The organism is Mycobacterium sp. 3-98 (assembly GCF_035918355.1).
Taxonomy (GTDB): Bacteria; Actinomycetota; Actinomycetes; order Mycobacteriales; family Mycobacteriaceae; genus Mycobacterium; species Mycobacterium intracellulare.
Map to the genome: position 1 here is coordinate 2,458,580 of NZ_CP142360.1, position 20,348 is coordinate 2,478,927.

Genomic DNA, 20,348 nt, shown 5'->3' on the forward strand with positions numbered 1-20,348 from the left:
TCAATATCCGTTTCCGATATCCGAAATCGTGTCGGCGGGAGCGCGGGCGGCTCGTGTCGCCGGGAGCGCGGGCGGCCCGGGGCGCGGGAGCGCGCGCGGCCCGCGGCGCCGGAGCGTGCACGGCTCGGGGCACCGCCTCGGTCGGCCGAGAGCGGTCCTAGTCGCGCTGGGGCGGACGCGTCGCGTACACCCACGACAAAAACCGCGCTACGGCCTCCGCGGAACGGTGGGCCCGCGGGGAACTGAAGATGTCGAAAGCGTGTTGGGCGTGCGGCAATTCGGCGTAGGCGACCGGTGACTTCGACACCGCGCGCAGCTCCTCGACGAACTCCTGCGCCTCGCCCACCGGGATCAGCGAATCGTCGTGCCCGTGCAGGACGAAGAAGGGTGGCGCGTCGGCGCGCAGCCGACGGATCGGTGAGGCGTCGACGTAGATGTCGCGGTGGGTGCTGAATTTCCGCTTGACGACGAACTTTTGGAGCAACTCCACGAATTCGCGCCGGCCCTCGCCCTCGGTGGAAAACCAGTCGTAGCGCCCGTACACCGGGACCGCGGCGACCACCGACGTGTCGGCCTCCTCGAAGCCGGGCTGGAACGCCGGGTCGTTGGGTGTCAGCGCCGCCAGCGAACACAGATGGCCACCGGCCGAACCGCCCGTGATCGCCACGAAATTCGGATCCCCGCCGTAGCGGGAGATGTTCTGCTTCACCCAGGCCAGCGCGCGCTTGACGTCGACGATGTGGTCGGGCCAGGTGTGCCGCGGCGACACCCGGTAGCCGATGGACACGCACACCCAACCGCGCGCGGCCAGGTGACTCATCAGCGGATAGGCCTGGGGCCGGCGCATTCCGATCACCCACGCGCCGCCGGGCACCTGCACCAGCACCGGCGCCTTGCCGTCGCGCGGTAGATCGTGGCGGCGCCAGATGTCGGCCAGATTGGCGCGACCGTGCGGCCCGTAGGACACCACGTTCGTCTTCTCCACGTAGCGGCGCCGCGCCACCGTATTCCCCAGCGGCAGGGTGCGACGCCCGCTGCGGGTGGGCTTGGTTTGCGGCAGCTTGTCGAGCGCCTCTTCATAGTCGTCGCCGAGTTGCTCGCGCAGCCCCGCCTCCAGCACTGGCCCGGGGGTCGTCACGCCGCGATACTTGATCACCGCCAGGATGGCCCAGGACGCCGCCGTCAGCGCCAGCGCCACCTTCCCGCGACGTCCCGCGAAGTCGCCGCGGTGCCCGCGCCGCAGCACGTCCAAAAGCGAAGCGGAGAAGTACACGCCCGGCACCTCGGACGCCGGCCACCCGAACCAGAACACCAACACCGTGCTGTAGCCCTTGCGGGCCAGCGGCCGTAAACCGTTGGCGGCGTTGGCCAATTCCAGCGCGGCGCGCACCAGTGGCCTGGGCCTTCTGATCATCCGGGTGAACCGCATCAGCCGCCGACCCGTGCTCGCAGCTCCGCGCGCAGGATCTTGCCCGTGCTGCTGCGGGGGAGTTCATCCAGGACCGCGATCTCGCGCGGCACCTTGTAGTTGGCGAGGTTGTCCCGCACGTGTTGCTTGAGGGCGTCGGGGGTGGCGCCGGCGCCCGGCCCCAGCACCACGAACGCCGCCAGCCGCTGGCCGTATTGTTCGTCGTCCACGCCGATCACCGCCGCCTCGGCCACGTCGGGATGTGCTGCGAGCGCCTTCTCCACCTCGATCGGGTAGACGTTCTCGCCGCCGGACACGATCATCTCGTCGTCGCGGCCGACGACGAACAGCCGGCCCGCGGAATCCAGGTACCCGACGTCGCCCGACGACATGAATCCGGCGTGAAAGTCTTTCGTGCTGCCCGAGGTGTAGCCGTCGAACTGGGTGTTGTTGCGCACGTAGATGCTGCCGACCTCGCCGGCGGGCAGCTCGTTGAATTCCGGGTCCAGGATGCGGATTTCGGTTCCACCGGCGGGCCGGCCCGCGGTGTCGGGCGCCGCGCGCAGGTCGGCCGGCGTGGCCGTGGCGATCATGCCCGCCTCGGTGGCGTTGTAGTTGTTGTAGATCACGTCGCCGAACTCGTCCATGAACGCGGTGACGACGTCGGGGCGCATCCGCGAACCGGATGCCGCGGCGAACCGCAGGGACCGGCCGCTGTAGCGGCGCCGCACCTCGGTCGGCAGATCCATGATCCGGTCGAACATCACGGGCACCACCACCAGGCCGGTCGCCTTGTGCCGGTCGATAAGGTCCAGGGTGGCCTCCGGGTCGAATTTGCGCCGGGTGATCACCGGGCAGGCGAACGACGCCGCGAGCAGCAGCTGGGAAAAGCCCCAGGCGTGGAACATCGGCGCCACGATCACGATGGGCTCCTCCGCCCGCCACGGCGTGCGGTCCAGGATCGCCTTCAGCGTTCCGATTCCCGCGTTGCCGCCAGATTGCTTGGCGCCCTTGGGCGTTCCGGTGGTGCCGGAGGTGAGCAGGATCATCTTGCCCTTGCGCCCGGTGCGCTGGGGTTGAGCGCCTGCCCGGGCCGCGATCAGCCCCTCGACCGTGCGCTCATGCTCGGCATCGGTCCACGCCACGATGCGGGTCGCGTCAGGCGTGCCGGCCAGCGCGCGGTCCACCGTCTCGGTGAACTCCTCGTCGTAGATGACGGCGTCGACGCCCTCGCGGGTCACCACGTCGGCCAGCGCCGGCCCGGCGAACGACGTGTTGAGCAGCAGGATGTCCGAGCCGATCCGGTCGGCGGCCACCAACGCCTCGACGAAACCGCGGTGATTGCGGCACATGATCCCGATGACGCGGGGCTGGCCCGACGGCAACCCCTGCAGCGCCGCGGCGAGCGCGTTGCACCGCTCATCGAGTTCGCGCCAGGTCAGGCTGCCCCGCTCGTCGATCAGCCCGGGCCGATCCGGGCAGCGTTGGGCGGCGCTGGCGAACCCTGACGTCATGCCCATGCCTTCGCGGCGCATGGCCGCGGCGATCCGCACGTAGCGATCCGGGCGCATGGGCGCGATCAGTCCGGCGCGGCGCATGGTGCCGATCAGACCAAGGGTCTCGCTCAAAGGGTTTGGCATGACTCAGCCGAGGATCGGGAACCGGCGCTTGGCGGCGAGCTCGGTCAGCGCCTCCTGCATCACCGAGCGCACGTACTCGTCGACCTCGTCGATGTCGGGGTCCTCGCCGAACTTCCCGGCGATGTCGATCGGCTCCAGCACCCGGGTCACGATCTTGGTCGGCAGCGGCAGGTTGGGTGGGATGACCGCACTCAGGCCGAAGGGGAAACCGAACGACACCGGCAGAATCGCGCTGCGCAGCAACCGTTTGATGCCCAGCCGCTCGGCCAGCCAGGTGCCGCGCGTCAGGTAGAGCTGCGTCTCCTGCCCGCCGATCGACACCGCGGGCACGATCGGGACGCCGGCGTCGATCGCGGTGCGGACGTAACCCTTGCGGCCGTTGAAGTCGATGACGTTCTCCGACAGCGTGGGCCGGTAGGCGTCGTAGTCGCCGCCGGGGAACACGATCACCACCCCGCCGGACCGCAGCGCGACGGCCGCGTTCTCCCGATTGGCCCGGATGTATCCGGTACGCCGGAAGAAGTCCGCGGTGGGGCCCGTCATGAGGATGTCGTGGCTCAGCGTGTAGACCGGCCGGTCGTAGCCGAGCTTGTCGTAGAAGTGGGCGCTGAAGATCGGGACGTCCATCGGGAACATGCCGCCCGAGTGGTTACCGACCACCAGCGCACCGCCGGGCGGGAACGAGTCCAAGCCGTGTACCTCCGACCGGAAGTACGTCTTCAAGACCGGGCGCATCACCGCCATCAGGCGCTGGGTCAAGACGGGGTCGAATTTGCCGATGTCCCCGCCATCGGCGTTGTCGCTGTCGGTCACGTTCCTCCCTTGACGCTCGCGCCGGGCCAGGTGCCGAGTCGAGTCCCTCGATGGTAGCGACCAAGGAAGCGCCGCCGTCATGGTGTTTCGGCATTTTCGCCCGCGTAAGCCGTTGAGTCGGCTGCGGTGCCGATACATTCGATGGGCCAGCTGGTTTTCCGACAGGAACGAGGCCGCCCATGGGATTCATGTCACCGGAGCTTCCGGACGTCGACCGCAGCACCTGGCCCACGTTGCCCCGGGCCACCCGGCTGCAAGTCGTGACCCGGCACTGGGCGGAACACGGCTTCGGCACGCCATACGCGGTGTATTTGCTCTACCTGCTCAAGATCGCCCTCTACGTCGCCGCCCCCGCCGCGATCATCTCGCTAACCCCCGGCCTGGGCGGTCTGGGCCGCATCGGCGACTGGTGGACGCAACCCATCGTCTACCAGAAGGTCGTCATCTTCACGCTGCTGTTCGAGGTCACCGGCCTCGGCTGCGGATCCGGGCCGCTGACCGGGCGGTTCATGCCACCGATCGGCGGCATCCTTTACTGGTTGCGACCCAACACAATTCGGCTCCCGGCCTGGCCCGGCAAGGTTCCGTTCACCCGCGGCGACACGCGCACCGCCTTCGACGTCGCGCTGTATGCCATCGTTCTGATCGGCGGGGTGTGGGCGCTGCTGTCGCCCGGCCACGGCGGGCCGGTCACCACCGCGGGCGATGTCGGCCTGATCGACCCCGTGCGGGTCGTCCCGACGATCGTGGCGCTGGCCCTGTTGGGTCTACGCGACAAGACGGTCTTCCTGGCCGCCCGCGGCGAACACTATTGGCTGAAGCTGTTCGTGTTCTTCTTCCCGTTCACCGATCAGGTCGCGGCCTGCAAGCTCATCATGCTCTGCTTGTGGTGGGGCGCAGCGGTTTCCAAGCTCAACCACCATTTCCCTTACGTGGTGGCGGTGATGACGAGCAACAACGCGCTGCTGCGAAGCCGGGTGTTCACCCCGCTGAAGCACCTGCTCTACCTCGACCACGTCAACGACCTGCGACCGTCGCTGCTGCCCAAGCTGATGGCCCACGTCGGCGGCACCACAGCGGAATTCGTGGTTCCGACGGTGCTGGTCTTCTTCGCCGCCGATCACCCGTGGCGATGGTTTCTGATCGCGTTCATGGTGCTGTTCCATCTCAACATCATTTCCAACCTCCCAATGGGAGTGCCCTTGGAATGGAACGTGTTCTTCATCTTCTCGCTGTTCTATCTGTTCGGGCATTACGGCGCGGTCCGGGCCACCGATCTTCGCTCGCCCGTGCTGCTCGCCCTCGTGATCCTCGCGGTGGTGGTGGTCATCGTGGGAAACATGTTCCCCGAAAGGATTTCGTTCCTTCCGGCGATGCGGTACTACGCCGGCAACTGGGCCACCAGCGTGTGGTGCTTCCGTGCGGGCGCCGAGGAGAAGATCGACGCCGACATCGTGAAGAGCTCCGCGCTCGTCGTCAATCAGCTGGCGAGGCTCTACGACCCGGAAACCGCCGAAATCTTGGCGGACAAGATCGCCGCCTTCCGCGCGATGCACGTGCATGGCCGGGCGCTCAACGGGCTGCTGCCGCGCGCGATCGACGACGAAGCCGACTACAAGATCCGTGAGGGCGAAATCGTTGCCGGGCCGCTCGTCGGGTGGAACTTCGGCGAGGGCCACCTACACAACGAGCAACTTGTGGAGGCGGTGCAACGCCGCTGCCGCTTCGAGGACGGCGACGTGCGGGTCATCGTCCTGGAGGGTCAGCCCATCCACGTCCAACGGCAGTCGTATCGCATCCTCGACGCCAAGACCGGCCTGATCGAGGCGGGCTACGTCGACGTCAAGGACATGCTGACCCGCCAGCCGTGGCCCGAGCCCGGGGATGACTGCCCCGTCCACGTCATTGATGACGCCCATGGCTAGGGCAGTCGTCGTCGGCGCCGGGCCGAACGGGCTGGCGGCCGCGATCCACCTCGCCCGCCACGGTGTCGACGTGCAGGTGCTGGAGGCCGGCGAGACGGTCGGCGGGGGAGCGCGCTCGGCCGAGCTGACGGTGCCCGGGGTGATCCACGACGTCTGCTCGGCTGCGCATCCGATGGCAGTGGGTTCACCGTTCTGGGAGGAGATCGACCTGCGGAGCTACGGGCTGACCTGGAAGTGGCCGGAGGTCGACTGCGCGCATCCGCTCGACGACGGCACCGCCGGGTTGCTCTACCGGTCGATCGACCGAACCGTGGCCGAAATGGGCGCCGACGGACGGCGGTGGCGGCTCGCGGTGGGCGATCTCGCCGCCGGCTTCGACGAGCTGTGCCAAGACCTGATGCGCCCGGTCCTGCATGTTCCGCACCACCCCATCCGGCTTGCTGCCTTCGGGCCGCGCGCGCTGTTGCCGGCGACCGTGCTGGCCCGCTGGTTTCGCACCGAGCGGGTACGCGCGCTATACGGCGGCCAGGCCGCGCACGCTTACACCCGGCTCGACCGGCCGCTGACGGCCGCAATGGCGCTGATGTTCATGGCCAGCGGGCACCACTACGGCTGGCCGGTGGCTGCGGGCGGATCGGGTTCGATCATCGCGGCGCTAGCAGCCGTCCTGGCCGAACACGGCGCTGCGATCACCACCGGCGTCACAGTGACCAGCCGCAAAGACATTCCCGGCGCCGACATCGTCATGCTCGACCTCACCCCGGCCGCGACGCTGCGGCTCTACGGCGACGCCATGCCCGGCCGCATCAAGCGCTCCTACCGGCGCTACCGCCAGGGGTCCTCGGCCTTCAAGGTCGACTACGCCATCGAGGGCCACATTCCCTGGACCAATCCCGACTGCGGTCACGCCGGCACCGTGCACCTGGGCGGGACATTCGCCGAGATCGCACACAGCGAACGCGAGCGGTCGCAAGGACGGATGTACCGGCGGCCGTTCATCATCCTTGGGCAGCAGTACCTGGCCGACCCGTCGCGCTCGGCGGGCAATATCAACCCGATCTACGCCTACGCCCACGTGCCGTTCGGCTACACCGGCGATGCCACCGAGATCATCACTGACCAGATCGAGCGCTTCGCGCCCGGATTCCGCGACCGCGTCGTCGCCACCGTCACCAGCGGTACCGCCGATCTGCAGGCCTACAACCCCAACTTCATCGGCGGCGACATCATCGGCGGCGCCAACGACGGGCTCCAGGTGATCCTGCGGCCGCGGGTCTCCGTCAACCCGTATGCGACCGGTGTGCCGGGGGTATACCTGTGCTCGCAATCCACCCCGCCCGGGGCCGGCATCCACGGGTTGTGCGGCTACCACGCGGCCGAGGCGGCGCTGGGCTGGCTGCGCAAGCGCCGCAATCCGGCCTAGCGGTACGGGCCGCGTGTGGCCGACGTCACGGCCGATGTACCAGCGCGGCAACGGGTGGCGGCGCTGATCTAGGCTGGCGACGAGCGCAAATCAGCGGACACAGGAAAGAAGACAGAGGAGAGACAAGTGACGGTCCGAGTAGGTATCAACGGCTTCGGTCGAATCGGGCGGAACTTCTACCGGGCCTTGCTGGCTCAACAGGAGCAAGGCACCGCGGACATCGAGGTGGTCGCGGTCAACGACCTCACCGACAACGCCAGCCTGGCGCACCTGCTGAAATTCGACTCCATCCTGGGCCGCCTGCCGCACGACGTCAGCCTCGAGGGTGACGACACCATCGTCGTCGGCAACGCCAAGATCAAGGCGCTGGAGGTCAAGGAGGGCCCGGCGGCGCTGCCCTGGGGCGACCTGGGCGTCGACGTCGTCGTCGAGTCAACCGGCATCTTCACCAACGCCGCCAAGGCCAAGGGCCACCTGGACGCCGGCGCCAAGAAGGTGATCATCTCCGCGCCGGCCACCGACGAGGACATCACCATCGTGCTCGGCGTCAACGACGACAAGTACGACGGCAGCCAGAACATCATCTCCAACGCCTCGTGCACCACGAACTGCCTGGGGCCGCTGGCCAAGGTGCTCAACGACGAGTTCGGCATCGTCAAGGGCCTGATGACCACCATCCACGCCTATACCCAGGACCAGAACCTGCAGGACGGCCCGCACAAGGACCTGCGCCGCGCCCGCGCCGCCGCCCTGAACATCGTGCCGACCTCCACCGGCGCCGCCAAGGCCATCGGCCTGGTGCTGCCCGAGCTGAAGGGCAAGCTCGACGGCTACGCGCTGCGGGTGCCGATCCCCACCGGCTCGGTCACCGACCTGACCGCCGAGCTGAAGAAGTCCGCCACCGCCGAGGAGATCAACGCGGCGATGAAGGCGGCCGCCGAGGGGCCGATGAAGGGCATCCTCAAGTACTACGACGCGCCGATCGTCTCGAGCGACATCGTCACCGACCCGCACAGCTCGATCTTCGATTCCGGGTTGACCAAGGTGATCGACGACCAGGCCAAGGTGGTGTCCTGGTACGACAACGAATGGGGCTACTCCAACCGCCTGGTGGACCTGGTCGCCCTGGTCGGCAAGTCGCTGTAACCCGTGGCCGTCCACACGCTCAAAGACCTTCTCGGCGAGGGGGTTTCGGGCCGAGGCGTGCTGGTGCGCTCGGACCTGAACGTGCCGCTCGATGACGGCAAGATCACCGACCCCGGGCGCATCACCGCCTCGGTGCCGACGCTGAAGGCGCTCGTCGAGGCGGGCGCCAAGGTGGTGGTCACCGCGCACCTCGGGCGTCCCAAGGACGGGCCGGACCCGAAGCTGTCGCTGGCGCCGGTCGCCGCGGCGCTCTCCGAGCAGCTGGGCCGCCACGTGCAGTTGGCCGGGGATGTCGTCGGCACCGACGCGCTGGCCCGCGCCGAGGGGCTGACCGACGGCGACGTCCTGCTACTGGAGAACATCCGCTTCGATGCCCGCGAGACCAGCAAGGACGACGCCGAGCGGCTCGCCCTCGCCCGCCAGCTCGCCGAATTGGTCGGGCCCACAGGCGCTTTCGTCTCCGACGGCTTCGGCGTGGTGCATCGCAAGCAGGCGTCCGTGTACGACATCGCGACCCTGCTGCCGCACTACGCCGGCACGCTGGTGGCCGAGGAGATCCAGGTGCTCCAGCAGCTGACCAGCTCCACCAAACGCCCCTACGCCGTGGTGCTCGGCGGGTCGAAGGTGTCCGACAAGCTCGGGGTCATCGAGTCGCTGGCCACCAAGGCCGACAGCATCGTCATCGGCGGCGGCATGTGCTTCACTTTCCTTGCCGCGCAAGGCTTTTCCGTCGGCAAGTCACTGCTGGAGACCGAGATGGTGGACACCTGCCGGCGGCTGCTGGACACCTACGTCGACGTGCTGCGGCTCCCGGTGGACATCGTGGTGGCCGACAAGTTCGCCGCCGACGCGACCCCGCAGACCGTCGCCGCCGACGCCATCCCGGACGACCTGATGGGTCTGGACATCGGGCCCGGATCGGTCAAACGGTTCGCCACCTTGCTGTCCAACGCCGAGACCGTCTTCTGGAACGGGCCGATGGGCGTGTTCGAGTTCCCGGCGTTCGCCGCGGGCACCAAGGGCGTCGCCGAAGCGATCGCCACCGCGACCGGCAAGGGCGCCTTCAGCGTGGTCGGCGGCGGGGACTCGGCGGCGGCCGTGCGCGCGCTGGGCATCCCGGAAGGCGACTTCTCGCACATCTCCACCGGTGGGGGAGCGTCGCTGGAATACCTTGAGGGCAAGACGCTTCCGGGTGTCGAGGTACTGGACCGTCCGCAACCGACTGGAGGCGCAGCGTGAGCCGCAAGCCACTGATCGCCGGCAACTGGAAGATGAACCTCAACCACTTCGAGGCGATCGCGCTGGTGCAAAAGATCGCGTTCGCGCTGCCGGACAAGTACTACGACAAGGTCGACGTCACGGTGCTGCCGCCGTTCACCGACCTGCGCAGCGTGCAGACCCTGGTCGACGGCGACAAGCTGCGGCTGACCTACGGCGGGCAGGACCTGTCCCAGCACGACGCCGGCGCCTACACCGGCGAGATCAGCGGCGCCTTCCTGGCCAAGCTGGGCTGCACGTTCGTCGTCGTCGGGCACTCCGAGCGCAGGACCTACCACCACGAGGACGACGCCGTCGTCGCCGCCAAGACCGCCGCGGCGCTCAAGCACGAACTGACCCCGATCGTCTGCATCGGCGAGCACCTCGAGGTGCGCGAGGCCGGAAACCACGTCATCCACTGCGAAGAGCAGCTGCGGGGGTCGCTGGCCGGGCTGTCCACCGAACAGATCGGCAAGGTCGTCATCGCCTACGAGCCGGTGTGGGCGATCGGCACCGGGCGGGTGGCCAGCGCCGCCGACGCCCAGGAGGTGTGCGCGGCGATCCGCAAGGAGTTGGCGTCGCTCGCCTCGCCCCAGGTCGCCGACTCGGTGCGGGTGCTCTACGGCGGCTCGGTCAACGCCAAGAACGTCGGCGAGCTCGTCGCCCAGGACGACATCGACGGCGGCCTGGTCGGCGGCGCGTCGCTGGACGGCGAGCAATTCGCCACGCTGGCGGCCATCGCCGCCGGTGGGCCTCTTCCGTGATGCGGCCAAGGCACCGGTAGGCTGGCCGTCATGCAGTTGGCTTTGCAGATCACCCTGGTCGTCACCAGCATCCTGGTGGTGCTGCTGGTGCTGCTGCACCGCGCCAAGGGTGGCGGCCTGTCCACGCTGTTCGGCGGTGGCGTCCAATCGAGCCTGTCCGGATCCACCGTGGTGGAAAAGAACCTGGACCGCCTGACGCTGTTCATCACCGGCATCTGGCTGGTGTGCATCATCGGCATGGCGCTGCTGATCAAGTACCACTGACGACCTGACCGCCCCGCGGCACGCCGATACTGGGACGCATGGCTGACGCCTCCGAAGCCCCCGAGGACACCCTGGAACCGATCGGCGCCGTCCAGCGCACCCCGGTGGGGCGCGAGGCGACCGAGCCGATGCGGGCCGACATCCGACTGCTGGGCGCCATCCTGGGCGACACGGTGCGCGAGCAGAACGGGCGCGAGGTGTTCGAGCTCGTCGAACGCGCCCGAGTGGAATCGTTCCGGGTGCGCCGCTCCGAAATCGACCGGGCGGAGCTGGCCCGGATGTTCTTTCGCATCGACATCCACCAGGCCATTCCGGTCATCCGCGCGTTCAGTCACTTCGCGCTGCTGGCCAACGTCGCCGAAGACATCCACCGCGAGCGCCGCCGCGCTGTCCACGTCGCCGCCGGCGAACCGCCGCCGGACAGCACCCTGGCCGCGACCTACGCCAAACTCGATGAGGCACAACTCGATTCGGACACGGTTGCCGACGCGTTGAAGGGCGCCGTGGTCGCTCCGGTGATCACCGCCCACCCCACCGAGACCCGCCGACGCACCGTCTTCGTCACCCAGCACCGGATCACCGAGCTGATGCGGCTGCACGCCGAGGGGCACGCCGAGACCGACGACGGCCGCAACATCGAACTCGAGTTGCGCCGCCAGGTCCTCACGCTGTGGCAGACCGCGCTGATCCGGCTGTCCCGCCTGCAGATCACCGACGAGATCGAGGTGGGTCTGCGCTACTACGCCGCCGCGTTCTTCAAGGTGATCCCGCAGGTCAACGCCGAGGTCCGCGACGCCCTGCGCGCCCGCTGGCCCGACGCCGACCTGTTCGACGAGCCGATGCTGCAGCCGGGATCCTGGATCGGCGGGGACCGCGACGGCAATCCGAACGTGACGGCCGACGTGGTGCGCCAGGCCACCGGCAGCGCCGCGTTCACCGCGCTGGCGCACTACCTGGCCGAGCTGACCGCGCTGGAGCAGGAGCTGTCGATGTCGGCGCGCCTGGTCTCGGTCACCCCCGCGCTGACCGAACTCGCCGGGGGCTGCGCGGAGAAGGCCCGCGCCGACGAACCGTACCGGCGGGCGGTGCGGGTGATCCGCGCCCGCCTCAGCGCGACGAGCGCGGCGATCCTGGACCGGACACCGCAGCAGGTGCTGGATCTGGGGCTACCGCCGTACGAAACCCCGGCCGAACTGGGGGCCGATCTCGACACCATCGACGAGTCGCTGCGCGGCCACGGCAGCGCGCTGCTGGCCGACGACCGCCTGGCGCTGCTGCGAGAAGGCGTGCGGGTCTTCGGGTTCCACCTGTGCGGCCTGGACATGCGGCAGAACTCCGACGCGCACGAAGAGGTGATCTGCGAGCTGCTGGCGTGGGCCGGCGTGCACCCGGACTACCGGTCGCTGCCCGAAGACGAGCGCGTCGAGCTGTTGGCGGCCGAGCTGGGCACCCGCCGCCCGCTGGTCGCCGACGACGCGCAGCTGTCCGACCTGGCCCGCGGCGAGCTGGGTGTGGTGCGCGCCGCCGCGCACGCCATCAAGCGCTACGGACCGTCCGCCGTCCCCAACTACGTGATCTCGATGTGCCGTTCGGTCTCCGACGTCCTCGAGGCCGCGATCCTGCTGAAAGAGGCGGGGCTGATCGACGCGTCCGGTCCCGAACCCTACTGCCCCGTGGGCATTTCCCCGCTGTTCGAAACCATCGACGATCTGCACAACGGCGCGACGATCCTGCACGCGATACTGGAACTTCCGATCTACCGGGCGCTGGTGGCCGCGCGCGGCGAGACCCAGGAAGTGATGCTGGGTTACTCGGACTCCAACAAGGACGGCGGGTATTTGGCGTCCAGCTGGGCGGTGTACCGGGCCGAGCTGGCGCTGGTGGAAGCGCGCAAAACCGGAATCCGGTTGCGGCTCTTCCACGGTCGCGGCGGCACCGTCGGGCGTGGCGGCGGGCCGAGCTACGAGGCGATCCTGGCGCAGCCGCCCGGCGCGGTGAACGGCTCGCTGCGGCTCACCGAGCAGGGCGAGGTGATCGCCGCCAAATACGCCGAACCGCAAGCGGCGCAACGCAATCTGGAAAGCCTGCTGGCCGCCACGCTGGAGTCCACGCTGCTGGACGTCGAGGGCCTGGGCGACGCCGCGGAACCGGCGTACGCGGTGCTCGACGAGGTGGCCGTGCTGGCCCAGCGGGCCTACGCCGAATTGGTGCACGACACACCGGGTTTCGTCGACTACTTCATGGCCTCCACCCCGGTCAGCGAGATCGGGTCACTGAACATCGGCAGCCGGCCGACGTCCCGCAAACCCACCGAGTCGATCTCGGACCTGCGCGCCATCCCGTGGGTGCTGGCGTGGAGCCAGTCGCGGGTCATGCTGCCCGGCTGGTACGGCACCGGATCGGCATTCGAGCAGTGGATCGCGGCGGGCCCGCAGAGCGAGGCCGAGCGGGTGAGCATCCTGCACGACTTGTACCAGCGCTGGCCGTTTTTCCGCAGCGTGCTGTCGAATCTGGCTCAGGTGCTGGCCAAAAGCGACCTCGGCCTGGCGGCCCGCTACGCCGAATTGGTCGACGACGAGGAATTACGGCGCCGGGTCTTCGACAAGATCGTCGACGAGCACGGCCGAACCATCGCCATGCACAAGCTCATCACCGGGCAGGACAACCTGCTCGCCGACAACCCCGCGCTGGCGCGGTCGGTGTTCAACCGCTTCCCGTACCTCGAGCCCCTGAACCACCTCCAGGTGGAGTTGCTGCGCCGCTACCGCTCCGGGGACGACGACGAATTGGTGCAGCGCGGGATATTGCTGACGATGAACGGGCTGGCGAGCGCGTTGCGCAACAGCGGCTGACGACGCGCGTACTTCCCGCGCTGACCACCGGTGTTGCGGCACGCGGTGTCGGCGTCGTTATGGTTGAGTCGTGGCTTGCCTGCGCGGGCCGCGCACGCAGGGACGAACATCCAACGGGGGAGGTTGGCATTTGAAATCCATCACATTCGGCAAGACGGGGCTTGAGGTTTCCCGGTTGGCCTTCGGCACCTGGGCGTTCAGCAGCGACTGGGGCCAAGCCGACGAGGACGCCGCGATCACCATGATCCAACGCGCTCGTGACCTGGGGATCAACTTTTTCGATACCGCCCAGCAATACGGGTTCGGGGAATCCGAGCGCATTCTCGGCAAGGCCCTGCGCGACGATTTCGCGCGGGCCCGCGACGAGTTGGTGATCGCCACCAAAGGCGGGTTGCGCAAAACCGACACGGGACTGGTCCGCGACGCCAGCCGCGAGTACCTGCGCAGCGGTGTCGAGTCCAGCCTCCGCGCGCTGGGCGTGGATTACATCGACCTCTACCTGGTCCACTGGCCGGATCCCACGACTCCGGCGGCCGAGACGGGTGAAGCGCTCGCAGAACTGGTGTCGGAGGGCAAGATTCGGCACGTCGGTGTCTCGAACTACGACACGACCCAGATCGAGGAACTTTCGGCCACGCTTCCGGTGGAAGCGGTGCAGCCGCCATACCACCTGTTCCGCCGTGACATCGAATCCGACCTGCTGCCCTATTGCCACGCCCACGACATCGGGGTGATGGTGTACGGACCGCTGGCGCACGGCCTGCTCACGGGAACCATGAAGCCAGACACCAGCTTTGCCGACGGCGACTGGCGCGGCAAGAGTCCGATCTTCACCGGCGAGGATTATCTGCGTAACCTCAAAGTCGTTGATGACCTGAGCCATTTGGCTATCGATCTCGGCGTCACGACGAGCCAGCTGGCCATCGCCTGGACGCTCGCGCAACCCGGCGTGCACACCGCCATCATGGGCGCGCAGCACGTCACCTACCTGCAGGACAGCGCCGGTGCGGCCGACGTCACGCTGACCGACGCGGACCTGGCCGCGATCGAGGACATCATGAAGTCGGCGACGCCGGTCGGCGGCCCGGCCCCCGAGATGCACGAGAAAAAGGCGAGCTGACCAGGGGAGGGCGCCTAGCCCTTCACCAGCTCGCCGACGTGCGCGGTCACCGAATCGGCCAGGGCTTGCAGGTCATAACCGCCTTCGAGCACCGCCACCAATCGGCCGTCGCACAGCATCTCCGCCGATTTCATCAATTCCCTGGTGACCCAGGCGAAGTCGTCGGTCGTCATGGTCAGCGAGCCCAACGGATCGCGCTCGTGCGCGTCGAACCCGGCGGACACGATGATCAGTTCGGGTGAAAAGGCGTGCAGCGCGGGCAGTATCCGGTCGGCGAAGGCGGCGCGCAGTTCGGCGCCGCCGTCGCCGGGCGCCAGCGGCGCGTTGAAGATGTTGCCGACCCCGGTTTCCCGCGCCGCGCCGGTGCCGGGAAACAGCGGCATCTGGTGCGTGGACGCGTAGAGCACGCTCGGGTCGGAGTAGAAGATCTGCTGCGTGCCGTTGCCGTGATGGACGTCGAAATCGACGATGGCGACGCGCATCAGCCCGTGTTTGCGCTGCGCGTGCCGCGCGCCGATGCTGATGTTGTTGAACAGGCAGAAGCCCATCGCGCGCTCGGACTCGGCGTGATGCCCCGGCGGCCGACACGCGACGAACGCGTTCTGCACGTCGCCGGCCAGCACCCGGTCCACCGCCCGCAGCGTGGCGCCCACCCCGCGCAAGGCCGTCTCCCACGTCGAGGGCTCCATCATGGTGTCGCCGCCGTCGAGATAGACGTAGCCGTGCTCGGGGCGCGCCGCCTCGAGCGCGTCCACGTAGCGGTTGGAATGCACGTAGCGCGCCGCGGCAAGCTCGGCCGGCTCAGCCGTCTCGCGCACCAGCGCGTCGAACCGGGGCTGGCGCAGCGCCGCCTCCACCGCGCGATAGCGGTCCGGCCGCTCCGGGTGCCCGGGGGCCGTCCGATGCGCGGCGAAGGCGGAGTGGTGCAGCAGCAGCGTGGCCATCAGGGGTCGGGGCCTACTCCGCGGTCCGGTTGCGCAGCCTGTCCAGCAGACCGCGCACCGCGTGCTCGGTGATCGCCAGGGGCGACATCATGGTCTCGCCCACCTTCACCATCTCGTCGATCCGCGCGACGATGGCCTCCACGGGCTCGACCAGCACGATCAGCCGCTTGGCCAGATCGTCCAGGCTGGCCATGGTGCCGTCCAGGTGATCGAGGCCGGCTTCCAGGCGTTCCACCGTGGCGTTCAGCGCCGACAAGGAGCTGCTGAGCTCTTTCATGGTGTTGCTCAAACCGTCGAGGACGTCTTCGACCTGCTCCACCGTCTTGTCGGCGTTCAAGGCGGCCTGGGTGAGCGTCTTGATCCGGCTTCGCTCTTGCCCCCCGCGCACGGTTCTGTCTGCCATGACCGCCATTATGACCCGGACGGGCCGGCCGGGGACCCCACGGTGGGAATCGCGTCAGGCCACGCCGGACGGATCCGACGGCAGCTTCGACGCGGCGTCCTCGTCGAGCAGCCAGAGCGTGGTCTCTTGACCGATCGCCCCGGCGGCCGGCACCGACACCGGCGCGGCGCCACCGATGGCCGCGGCCGCCGCGTCGGCCTTCCCGGCGCCCGACACCATCAACCAGACTTCGCGGGACCGCGCAATCGCGGGCAGCGTCAAGGTGATTCGTTGCGGCGGCGGCTTGGGGGAGTCGTCGACCGACACCACCATGCGGGTGGTTTCGAGCACGGCCGGGGTGTCCGGGAACAGCGAGTTGATGTGGCCCTCGGGGCCCATGCCCAGCAGGTGCACGTCGAAGCTCGGCACCGGCTGGCCGGGCGCGGCGTTGGCCGCCAGCAGTTGCTCGTAGGCCAGCGCCGCCGCGGCCAGATCGCCGCCGAATTCGCCGTCGCTGGCCGGCATCGGGTGCACCTGGCTGGACGGGATGTCGACATGATCGAGCAACGCGGCCCGCGCCTGCTTGTCATTGCGCTCGTCATCGTCTTCGGGGACGTAGCGTTCGTCGCCCCAGAACAGGTGCACCTTGGACCACTCGATCGGCCGGTCCACCAGCGACCGCAACAGCCCGATGCCGTTGCCGCCGCCGGTCAGCACGACGAGCGCGCGGCCGCGGGCCGCGACCGCCTTCCCGATGGTGTCCGTCAGTCGCGTCGCGGCGGCGTCGACCAGGGCCTGGCTGTCCGGGAAGATTTCGATGCTGGTGCTCACACGTATTGCACTTTCTCAATGCCTTCCAGCGCGGTTTGGTAAATCTCGTCGGGATCCAGGCGGCGCAGGTCTTCGGCGAGGCACTCGCCGGTTTCCCTGCGCGCCAACGGAAGCAGCGCGTCGGGCCGCGACGTCCGGCTCAGCGTGGCCGTCCTGCCTTCTTGCGGGCGGCTCAACACGATGGTCTCGCTGCTGCGCGTCAATTCGATCTTGAGCTCGCCGACCGCCCTGCGCACCGGGCCGTCGATCCGGCTGGCCAGCCACCCCGCCAGGACGTCGAGCGCCGGCTCGGTGGCCAGGCCGGACACCAGCGCCGACTCGATGGGCTCGTGCGGCGTCAAGTCGACGGCCGAGGTCAGCAGCGCCCGCCAGTAGGTGATGCGCGCCCAGGCGAGGTCGGTGTCACCGGCGGTGTATCCCGGCAGCCGGCTCTTGATCGCCGCCAGCGGATCGACCCCGTTGGTCGCGTCGGTGATGCGGCGAATCGCCAACCGGCCCAACGGATCCTGCGCGGGCACCGCCGGCGCGACGTCGGGCCACCAGGCCACCACCGGGATGTCGGGGAGCAGGAACGGGGTGACGACGCTGGCCGCGTGGCCGGACAGCGCGCCCGACAGCCGCAGCACCACGACCTCGCTGGCGCCGGTGTCGCCACCGGCGCGCAGCTGCGCGTCCAACCGGGGCTTGTCCGCGTACGGATTTCCCCTCATCGTGACGATGATCCGGCTGGGGTGTTCGTGGCTCGCGTCGTTGGCCGCCTGCAGCGACTCCTCGAGGATCTCCTCGCTGTCCGGCGCGATGATCAGCGTCAGGACCCGGCCCATCGCGACGGCGCCGACCCTCTCCCGGAGTTCGTCGAGTTTCTTGTTGACCGCGGTGGTGGTGGCGTCCGGCATATCGATAATCATCAGGGCCGCCGCCATTCCCGGCCCGTGCGGTGCAGCATCTCGAACGCGGAGTCCGGGCCCCAGGTGCCCGCCTCGTAAGGCTCGGGCTTGCCACCGGCCGCCCAGTTATCCAACACGGGATCGAGTATCTGCCAAGCCAATTCGACCTCTTCATTGACCGGAAACAGCGACGGCTCACCCAGCAACACGTCGAGGATCAACTGTTCGTAGGCCTCCGGGGATTCCTCGGCGAACGCCGAACCGTAGGAGAAGTCCATGTTGACGTCGCGGACCTCCATCGCGGTGCCGGGGACCTTGGAGCCGAACCGCAGCGTGACACCCTCGTCGGGCTGCACGCGGATCACCATGGCGTTGGTGCCCAGCTCGTCGGTCATGGTCGCGTCGAACGGCAGGTGCGGTGCGCGCTTGAAGATCAGGGCGATCTCGGTTACCCTGCGGCCCAACCGTTTTCCGGTTCGCAGGTAGAACGGCACGCCCGCCCAGCGGCGGGTGTCCACCTCGAGGGTGATGGCCGCGAACGTCTCGGTGGTCGAGTCCTTGGCGAACCCCTCTTCGTCGAGCAGCCCGAGGACCTTCTCGCCGCCCTGCCACCCCGCGGCGTACTGGCCGCGGCTGGTGGTCTCGTCGAGCGGCTCGGCGAGCTGCGTCGCCGAGAGCACCTTGATCTTCTCGGCCTGCAACGCCCTGGGGCTGAAGCTGACCGGCTCCTCCATGGCGGTGAGCGCCAGCAGTTGCATCAGATGGTTCTGGATGACGTCGCGCGCGGCGCCGATGCCGTCGTAATAGCCGGCCCGACCGCCAAGGCCGATGTCCTCGGCCATGGTGATCTGCACGTGGTCGACGTAGTGCGCGTTCCAGATCGGGTCGAACAGCTGATTGGCGAACCGCAACGCCAGGATGTTGCGGACCGTCTCCTTGCCCAGGTAGTGGTCGATCCGGAAGACCGACTCCTCGGGGAAGACGGCGTTGACGGACTGGTTCAGCGCTTGCGCGCTCTCCAGGTCGTGGCCGAACGGCTTCTCGATGACCACCCGGCTCCACCGCTCGCCCTGCGGGCGGGCCAGGCCGGACTTGTGCAGCTGATCGCACACGACCGGGAAGGACTTGGGCGGGATGGCCAGGTAGAAGGCGTGGTTGCCACCGGTTCCCCGCTCGGCGTCCAGCTTGTCCAGTGTCTCGGCCAGCCGGGCGAACGCCTCGTCGTCGTCGAAAGCGCCTGGCACGAAACGGAATCCCTCGGCCAGCCGCTCCCAGTTCTCCTCCCGGAAGGGGGTGCGGCAATGTTCCTTGACCGCCTCGTACACCACCTTGCCGAAATCCTGGGTGCTCCAATCCCGGCGGGCGAAGCCCACCAGCGAAAAGCTCGGCGGAAGAAGCCCGCGATTGGCCAGGTCATAGATCGCCGGCATGACCTTTTTGCGCGCCAGGTCGCCGGTGACACCGAAGATGACCATCCCGCACGGCCCGGCGATGCGCGGCAGGCGCTTGTCGCGCTTGTCCCGTAACGGGTTATGCCATTGTTGCGCGGTGCGGGCTGGGCTCATTTGGAGGCGGAACCCAGCTGCTTCTGCGTTTCCTCCAGCAGCTCGGTCCACGAATCCACGAACTTCTCCACCCCCTCGTCTTCGAGCACCACGAAGACGTCGCTCAGATCGATGCCGATCTGGTCCAGCTTGTCGAATACCGCCTGGGCGTCCGCGGCGGTGCCGGTGACGGTGTCGCCCTTGATCACACCGTGATCGGCGACCGCGTCAATTGTCTTCTCCGGCATGGTGTTCACCGTGTTGGGCGCCACCAGTTCGGTGACATAGAGGGTGTCGGAGTAGTCGGGGTTCTTGACCCCGGTCGACGCCCAGAGCGGACGCTGCACCCGGGCCCCGTGGGCCTTGAGCGCCTGGTAACGCTCGCCGCCTTCGAACACCTCCTGGTAGGCCGCGTAGGCCAGCCGGGCGTTGGCCACACCGGCCTGGCCCAGCAGCGCCTTGGCGTCCTCGGACCCGATCTTCTCCAGCCGCTTGTCGACCTCGGTGTCCACCCGGGAGACGAAGAACGAAGCCACCGAATGGATCTTGGACAGGTCGTGTCCGCCTTCGCGGGCCTTCTCCATACCGGCCAGGTAGGCGTCCATCACGGCCCGGTACCGCTCGACGGAGAAGATCAGCGTGACATTGACCGAAATCCCTTCCGCCAGAACGGCGGTGATGGCCGGAATCCCGGCCTCGGTCGCCGGGATCTTGATGAACAGGTTCGGCCGGTCGACGATCTTCCACAGCTCGACGGCCTGAGCGATGGTCTTGTCGGTGTCGCCCGCCAGCCGGGGGTCGACCTCGATGGACACCCGGCCGTCGACGCCGTCGGAGTTCTCCCACTCGCGCGTCAACACGTCGCACGCGTTGCGCACGTCGTCGGTGGTGACGGTGCGGATGGTGGCGTCGACGTCGGCGCCGCGCTCGGCGAGCTCGGCGATCTGGCTGTCGTAGGCATCGCCCTCGGCGAACGCCTTCTGGAAGATCGACGGGTTGGTGGTCACGCCGACGACGCTCTTGGTGTCGATGAGCTCCTGCAGGTTCCCCGACCGAAGCCGCTCCCGCGACAGGTCGTCGAGCCACACGGAAACGCCCGCGGCGCTCAGCGCCGCGAGGTTAGGGTTCTGAGCGGTCATGTGAATTAC

At 68.4% G+C, this 20,348-nt stretch carries 17 protein-coding genes; 8 read left to right on the plus strand and 9 right to left on the minus strand.

All coding sequences use genetic code 11. The features are described 5' to 3' along the window. Positions 1-157: 157 nt before the first annotated feature. Genes QGN30_RS12195 through QGN30_RS12205 form a run of 3 tightly spaced genes read right to left on the minus strand, consistent with a single transcriptional unit; the run spans position 158 to position 3,861 of the window. Positions 158-1,429 (minus strand): alpha/beta hydrolase, encoded by a 1,272-nt coding sequence (locus QGN30_RS12195; RefSeq protein WP_038536684.1) that lies wholly within the window; start codon positions 1,427-1,429, stop codon positions 158-160. Then, entirely contained in the window at positions 1,429-3,048 is a 1,620-nt protein-coding gene (fadD12, locus tag QGN30_RS12200) for an acyl-CoA ligase FadD12 (RefSeq protein ID WP_038536682.1), read from the minus strand. Before fadD12 ends, QGN30_RS12195 begins: the two co-directional genes overlap by 1 nt. 3 nt (positions 3,049-3,051) lie before the next feature. Next, positions 3,052-3,861, minus strand: a complete 810-nt coding sequence (locus QGN30_RS12205) for a lysophospholipid acyltransferase family protein (RefSeq protein ID WP_014380467.1) — start codon at positions 3,859-3,861, stop codon at positions 3,052-3,054. 179 nt (positions 3,862-4,040) lie between these two features. On the opposite strand from QGN30_RS12205, the gene QGN30_RS12210 reads away from it, so the two are divergent. From QGN30_RS12210 to QGN30_RS12245, 8 genes are all read left to right on the plus strand, one after another. Further along, entirely contained in the window at positions 4,041-5,786 is a 1,746-nt protein-coding gene (locus tag QGN30_RS12210; RefSeq protein WP_038536679.1) for a DUF3556 domain-containing protein, read from the plus strand. Further along, positions 5,779-7,209 carry a phytoene desaturase family protein gene (locus QGN30_RS12215; RefSeq protein WP_038536677.1) on the plus strand — a complete coding sequence of 477 codons (1,431 nt, stop codon included), beginning with the start codon at positions 5,779-5,781 and terminating at the stop codon, positions 7,207-7,209. Before QGN30_RS12210 ends, QGN30_RS12215 begins: the two co-directional genes overlap by 8 nt. A gap of 126 nt (positions 7,210-7,335) precedes the next feature. Beyond that, positions 7,336-8,355: a type I glyceraldehyde-3-phosphate dehydrogenase gene (gene gap, locus QGN30_RS12220; RefSeq protein ID WP_009951905.1), complete on the plus strand. Its 1,020-nt coding sequence runs from the start codon at positions 7,336-7,338 to the stop codon at positions 8,353-8,355. A 3-nt stretch (positions 8,356-8,358) separates the two neighbouring features. Beyond that, positions 8,359-9,594 (plus strand): phosphoglycerate kinase, encoded by a 1,236-nt coding sequence (locus tag QGN30_RS12225; protein WP_014380462.1) that lies wholly within the window; start codon positions 8,359-8,361, stop codon positions 9,592-9,594. Next, positions 9,591-10,376, plus strand: coding sequence for a triose-phosphate isomerase (gene tpiA, locus QGN30_RS12230; protein WP_014382829.1), 786 nt, complete (start codon positions 9,591-9,593; stop codon positions 10,374-10,376). The genes QGN30_RS12225 and tpiA overlap by 4 nt, the downstream gene beginning before the upstream one ends. Positions 10,377-10,406: 30 nt before the next feature. Next, positions 10,407-10,640, plus strand: a complete 234-nt coding sequence (secG, locus tag QGN30_RS12235; protein ID WP_008258126.1) for a preprotein translocase subunit SecG — start codon at positions 10,407-10,409, stop codon at positions 10,638-10,640. Positions 10,641-10,678: 38 nt separating this feature from the next. Beyond that, positions 10,679-13,492 (plus strand): phosphoenolpyruvate carboxylase, encoded by a 2,814-nt coding sequence (ppc, locus tag QGN30_RS12240; protein ID WP_248923138.1) that lies wholly within the window; start codon positions 10,679-10,681, stop codon positions 13,490-13,492. Between the two features lie 130 nt (positions 13,493-13,622). Beyond that, entirely contained in the window at positions 13,623-14,612 is a 990-nt protein-coding gene (locus tag QGN30_RS12245) for an aldo/keto reductase (RefSeq protein WP_009951912.1), read from the plus strand. A gap of 14 nt (positions 14,613-14,626) precedes the next feature. Here the strand turns inward: QGN30_RS12245 and QGN30_RS12250 are convergent, their stop codons facing one another. The 6 genes from QGN30_RS12250 to tal are packed head-to-tail and all read right to left on the minus strand — an operon-like array spanning position 14,627 to position 20,339. Next, entirely contained in the window at positions 14,627-15,556 is a 930-nt protein-coding gene (locus QGN30_RS12250) for a histone deacetylase family protein (protein WP_014380459.1), read from the minus strand. A gap of 13 nt (positions 15,557-15,569) precedes the next feature. After that, positions 15,570-15,968, minus strand: coding sequence for a hypothetical protein (locus QGN30_RS12255; RefSeq protein WP_009955772.1), 399 nt, complete (start codon positions 15,966-15,968; stop codon positions 15,570-15,572). A gap of 45 nt (positions 15,969-16,013) precedes the next feature. Then, positions 16,014-16,769: a 6-phosphogluconolactonase gene (gene pgl, locus QGN30_RS12260; RefSeq protein WP_009955770.1), complete on the minus strand. Its 756-nt coding sequence runs from the start codon at positions 16,767-16,769 to the stop codon at positions 16,014-16,016. Beyond that, positions 16,766-17,677 carry a glucose-6-phosphate dehydrogenase assembly protein OpcA gene (gene opcA, locus QGN30_RS12265; RefSeq protein ID WP_008258116.1) on the minus strand — a complete coding sequence of 304 codons (912 nt, stop codon included), beginning with the start codon at positions 17,675-17,677 and terminating at the stop codon, positions 16,766-16,768. Before opcA ends, pgl begins: the two co-directional genes overlap by 4 nt. Beyond that, positions 17,677-19,221 (minus strand): glucose-6-phosphate dehydrogenase, encoded by a 1,545-nt coding sequence (gene zwf, locus QGN30_RS12270; protein ID WP_009955768.1) that lies wholly within the window; start codon positions 19,219-19,221, stop codon positions 17,677-17,679. Before zwf ends, opcA begins: the two co-directional genes overlap by 1 nt. Continuing rightward, positions 19,218-20,339 carry a transaldolase gene (tal, locus tag QGN30_RS12275; RefSeq protein ID WP_009955767.1) on the minus strand — a complete coding sequence of 374 codons (1,122 nt, stop codon included), beginning with the start codon at positions 20,337-20,339 and terminating at the stop codon, positions 19,218-19,220. Before tal ends, zwf begins: the two co-directional genes overlap by 4 nt. Between the last annotated feature and the right edge of the window lie 9 nt (positions 20,340-20,348).

Bases quoted from the DNA above. Each gene is read 5' to 3' on its own strand.
- QGN30_RS12195 (WP_038536684.1), bottom strand. From the start codon at position 1,429: ATGCGGTTCACCCGGATGATCAGAAGGCCCAGGCCACTGGTGCGCGCC.
- fadD12 (WP_038536682.1), bottom strand. From the start codon at position 3,048: ATGCCAAACCCTTTGAGCGAGACCCTTGGTCTGATCGGCACCATGCGC.
- QGN30_RS12210 (WP_038536679.1), top strand. From the start codon at position 4,041: ATGGGATTCATGTCACCGGAGCTTCCGGACGTCGACCGCAGCACCTGG.
- QGN30_RS12215 (WP_038536677.1), top strand. From the start codon at position 5,779: ATGGCTAGGGCAGTCGTCGTCGGCGCCGGGCCGAACGGGCTGGCGGCC.
- secG (WP_008258126.1), top strand. From the start codon at position 10,407: ATGCAGTTGGCTTTGCAGATCACCCTGGTCGTCACCAGCATCCTGGTG.
- ppc (WP_248923138.1), top strand. From the start codon at position 10,679: ATGGCTGACGCCTCCGAAGCCCCCGAGGACACCCTGGAACCGATCGGC.
- QGN30_RS12250 (WP_014380459.1), bottom strand. From the start codon at position 15,556: ATGGCCACGCTGCTGCTGCACCACTCCGCCTTCGCCGCGCATCGGACG.
- QGN30_RS12255 (WP_009955772.1), bottom strand. From the start codon at position 15,968: ATGGCGGTCATGGCAGACAGAACCGTGCGCGGGGGGCAAGAGCGAAGC.
- opcA (WP_008258116.1), bottom strand. From the start codon at position 17,677: ATGATTATCGATATGCCGGACGCCACCACCACCGCGGTCAACAAGAAA.
- zwf (WP_009955768.1), bottom strand. From the start codon at position 19,221: ATGAGCCCAGCCCGCACCGCGCAACAATGGCATAACCCGTTACGGGAC.
- tal (WP_009955767.1), bottom strand. From the start codon at position 20,339: ATGACCGCTCAGAACCCTAACCTCGCGGCGCTGAGCGCCGCGGGCGTT.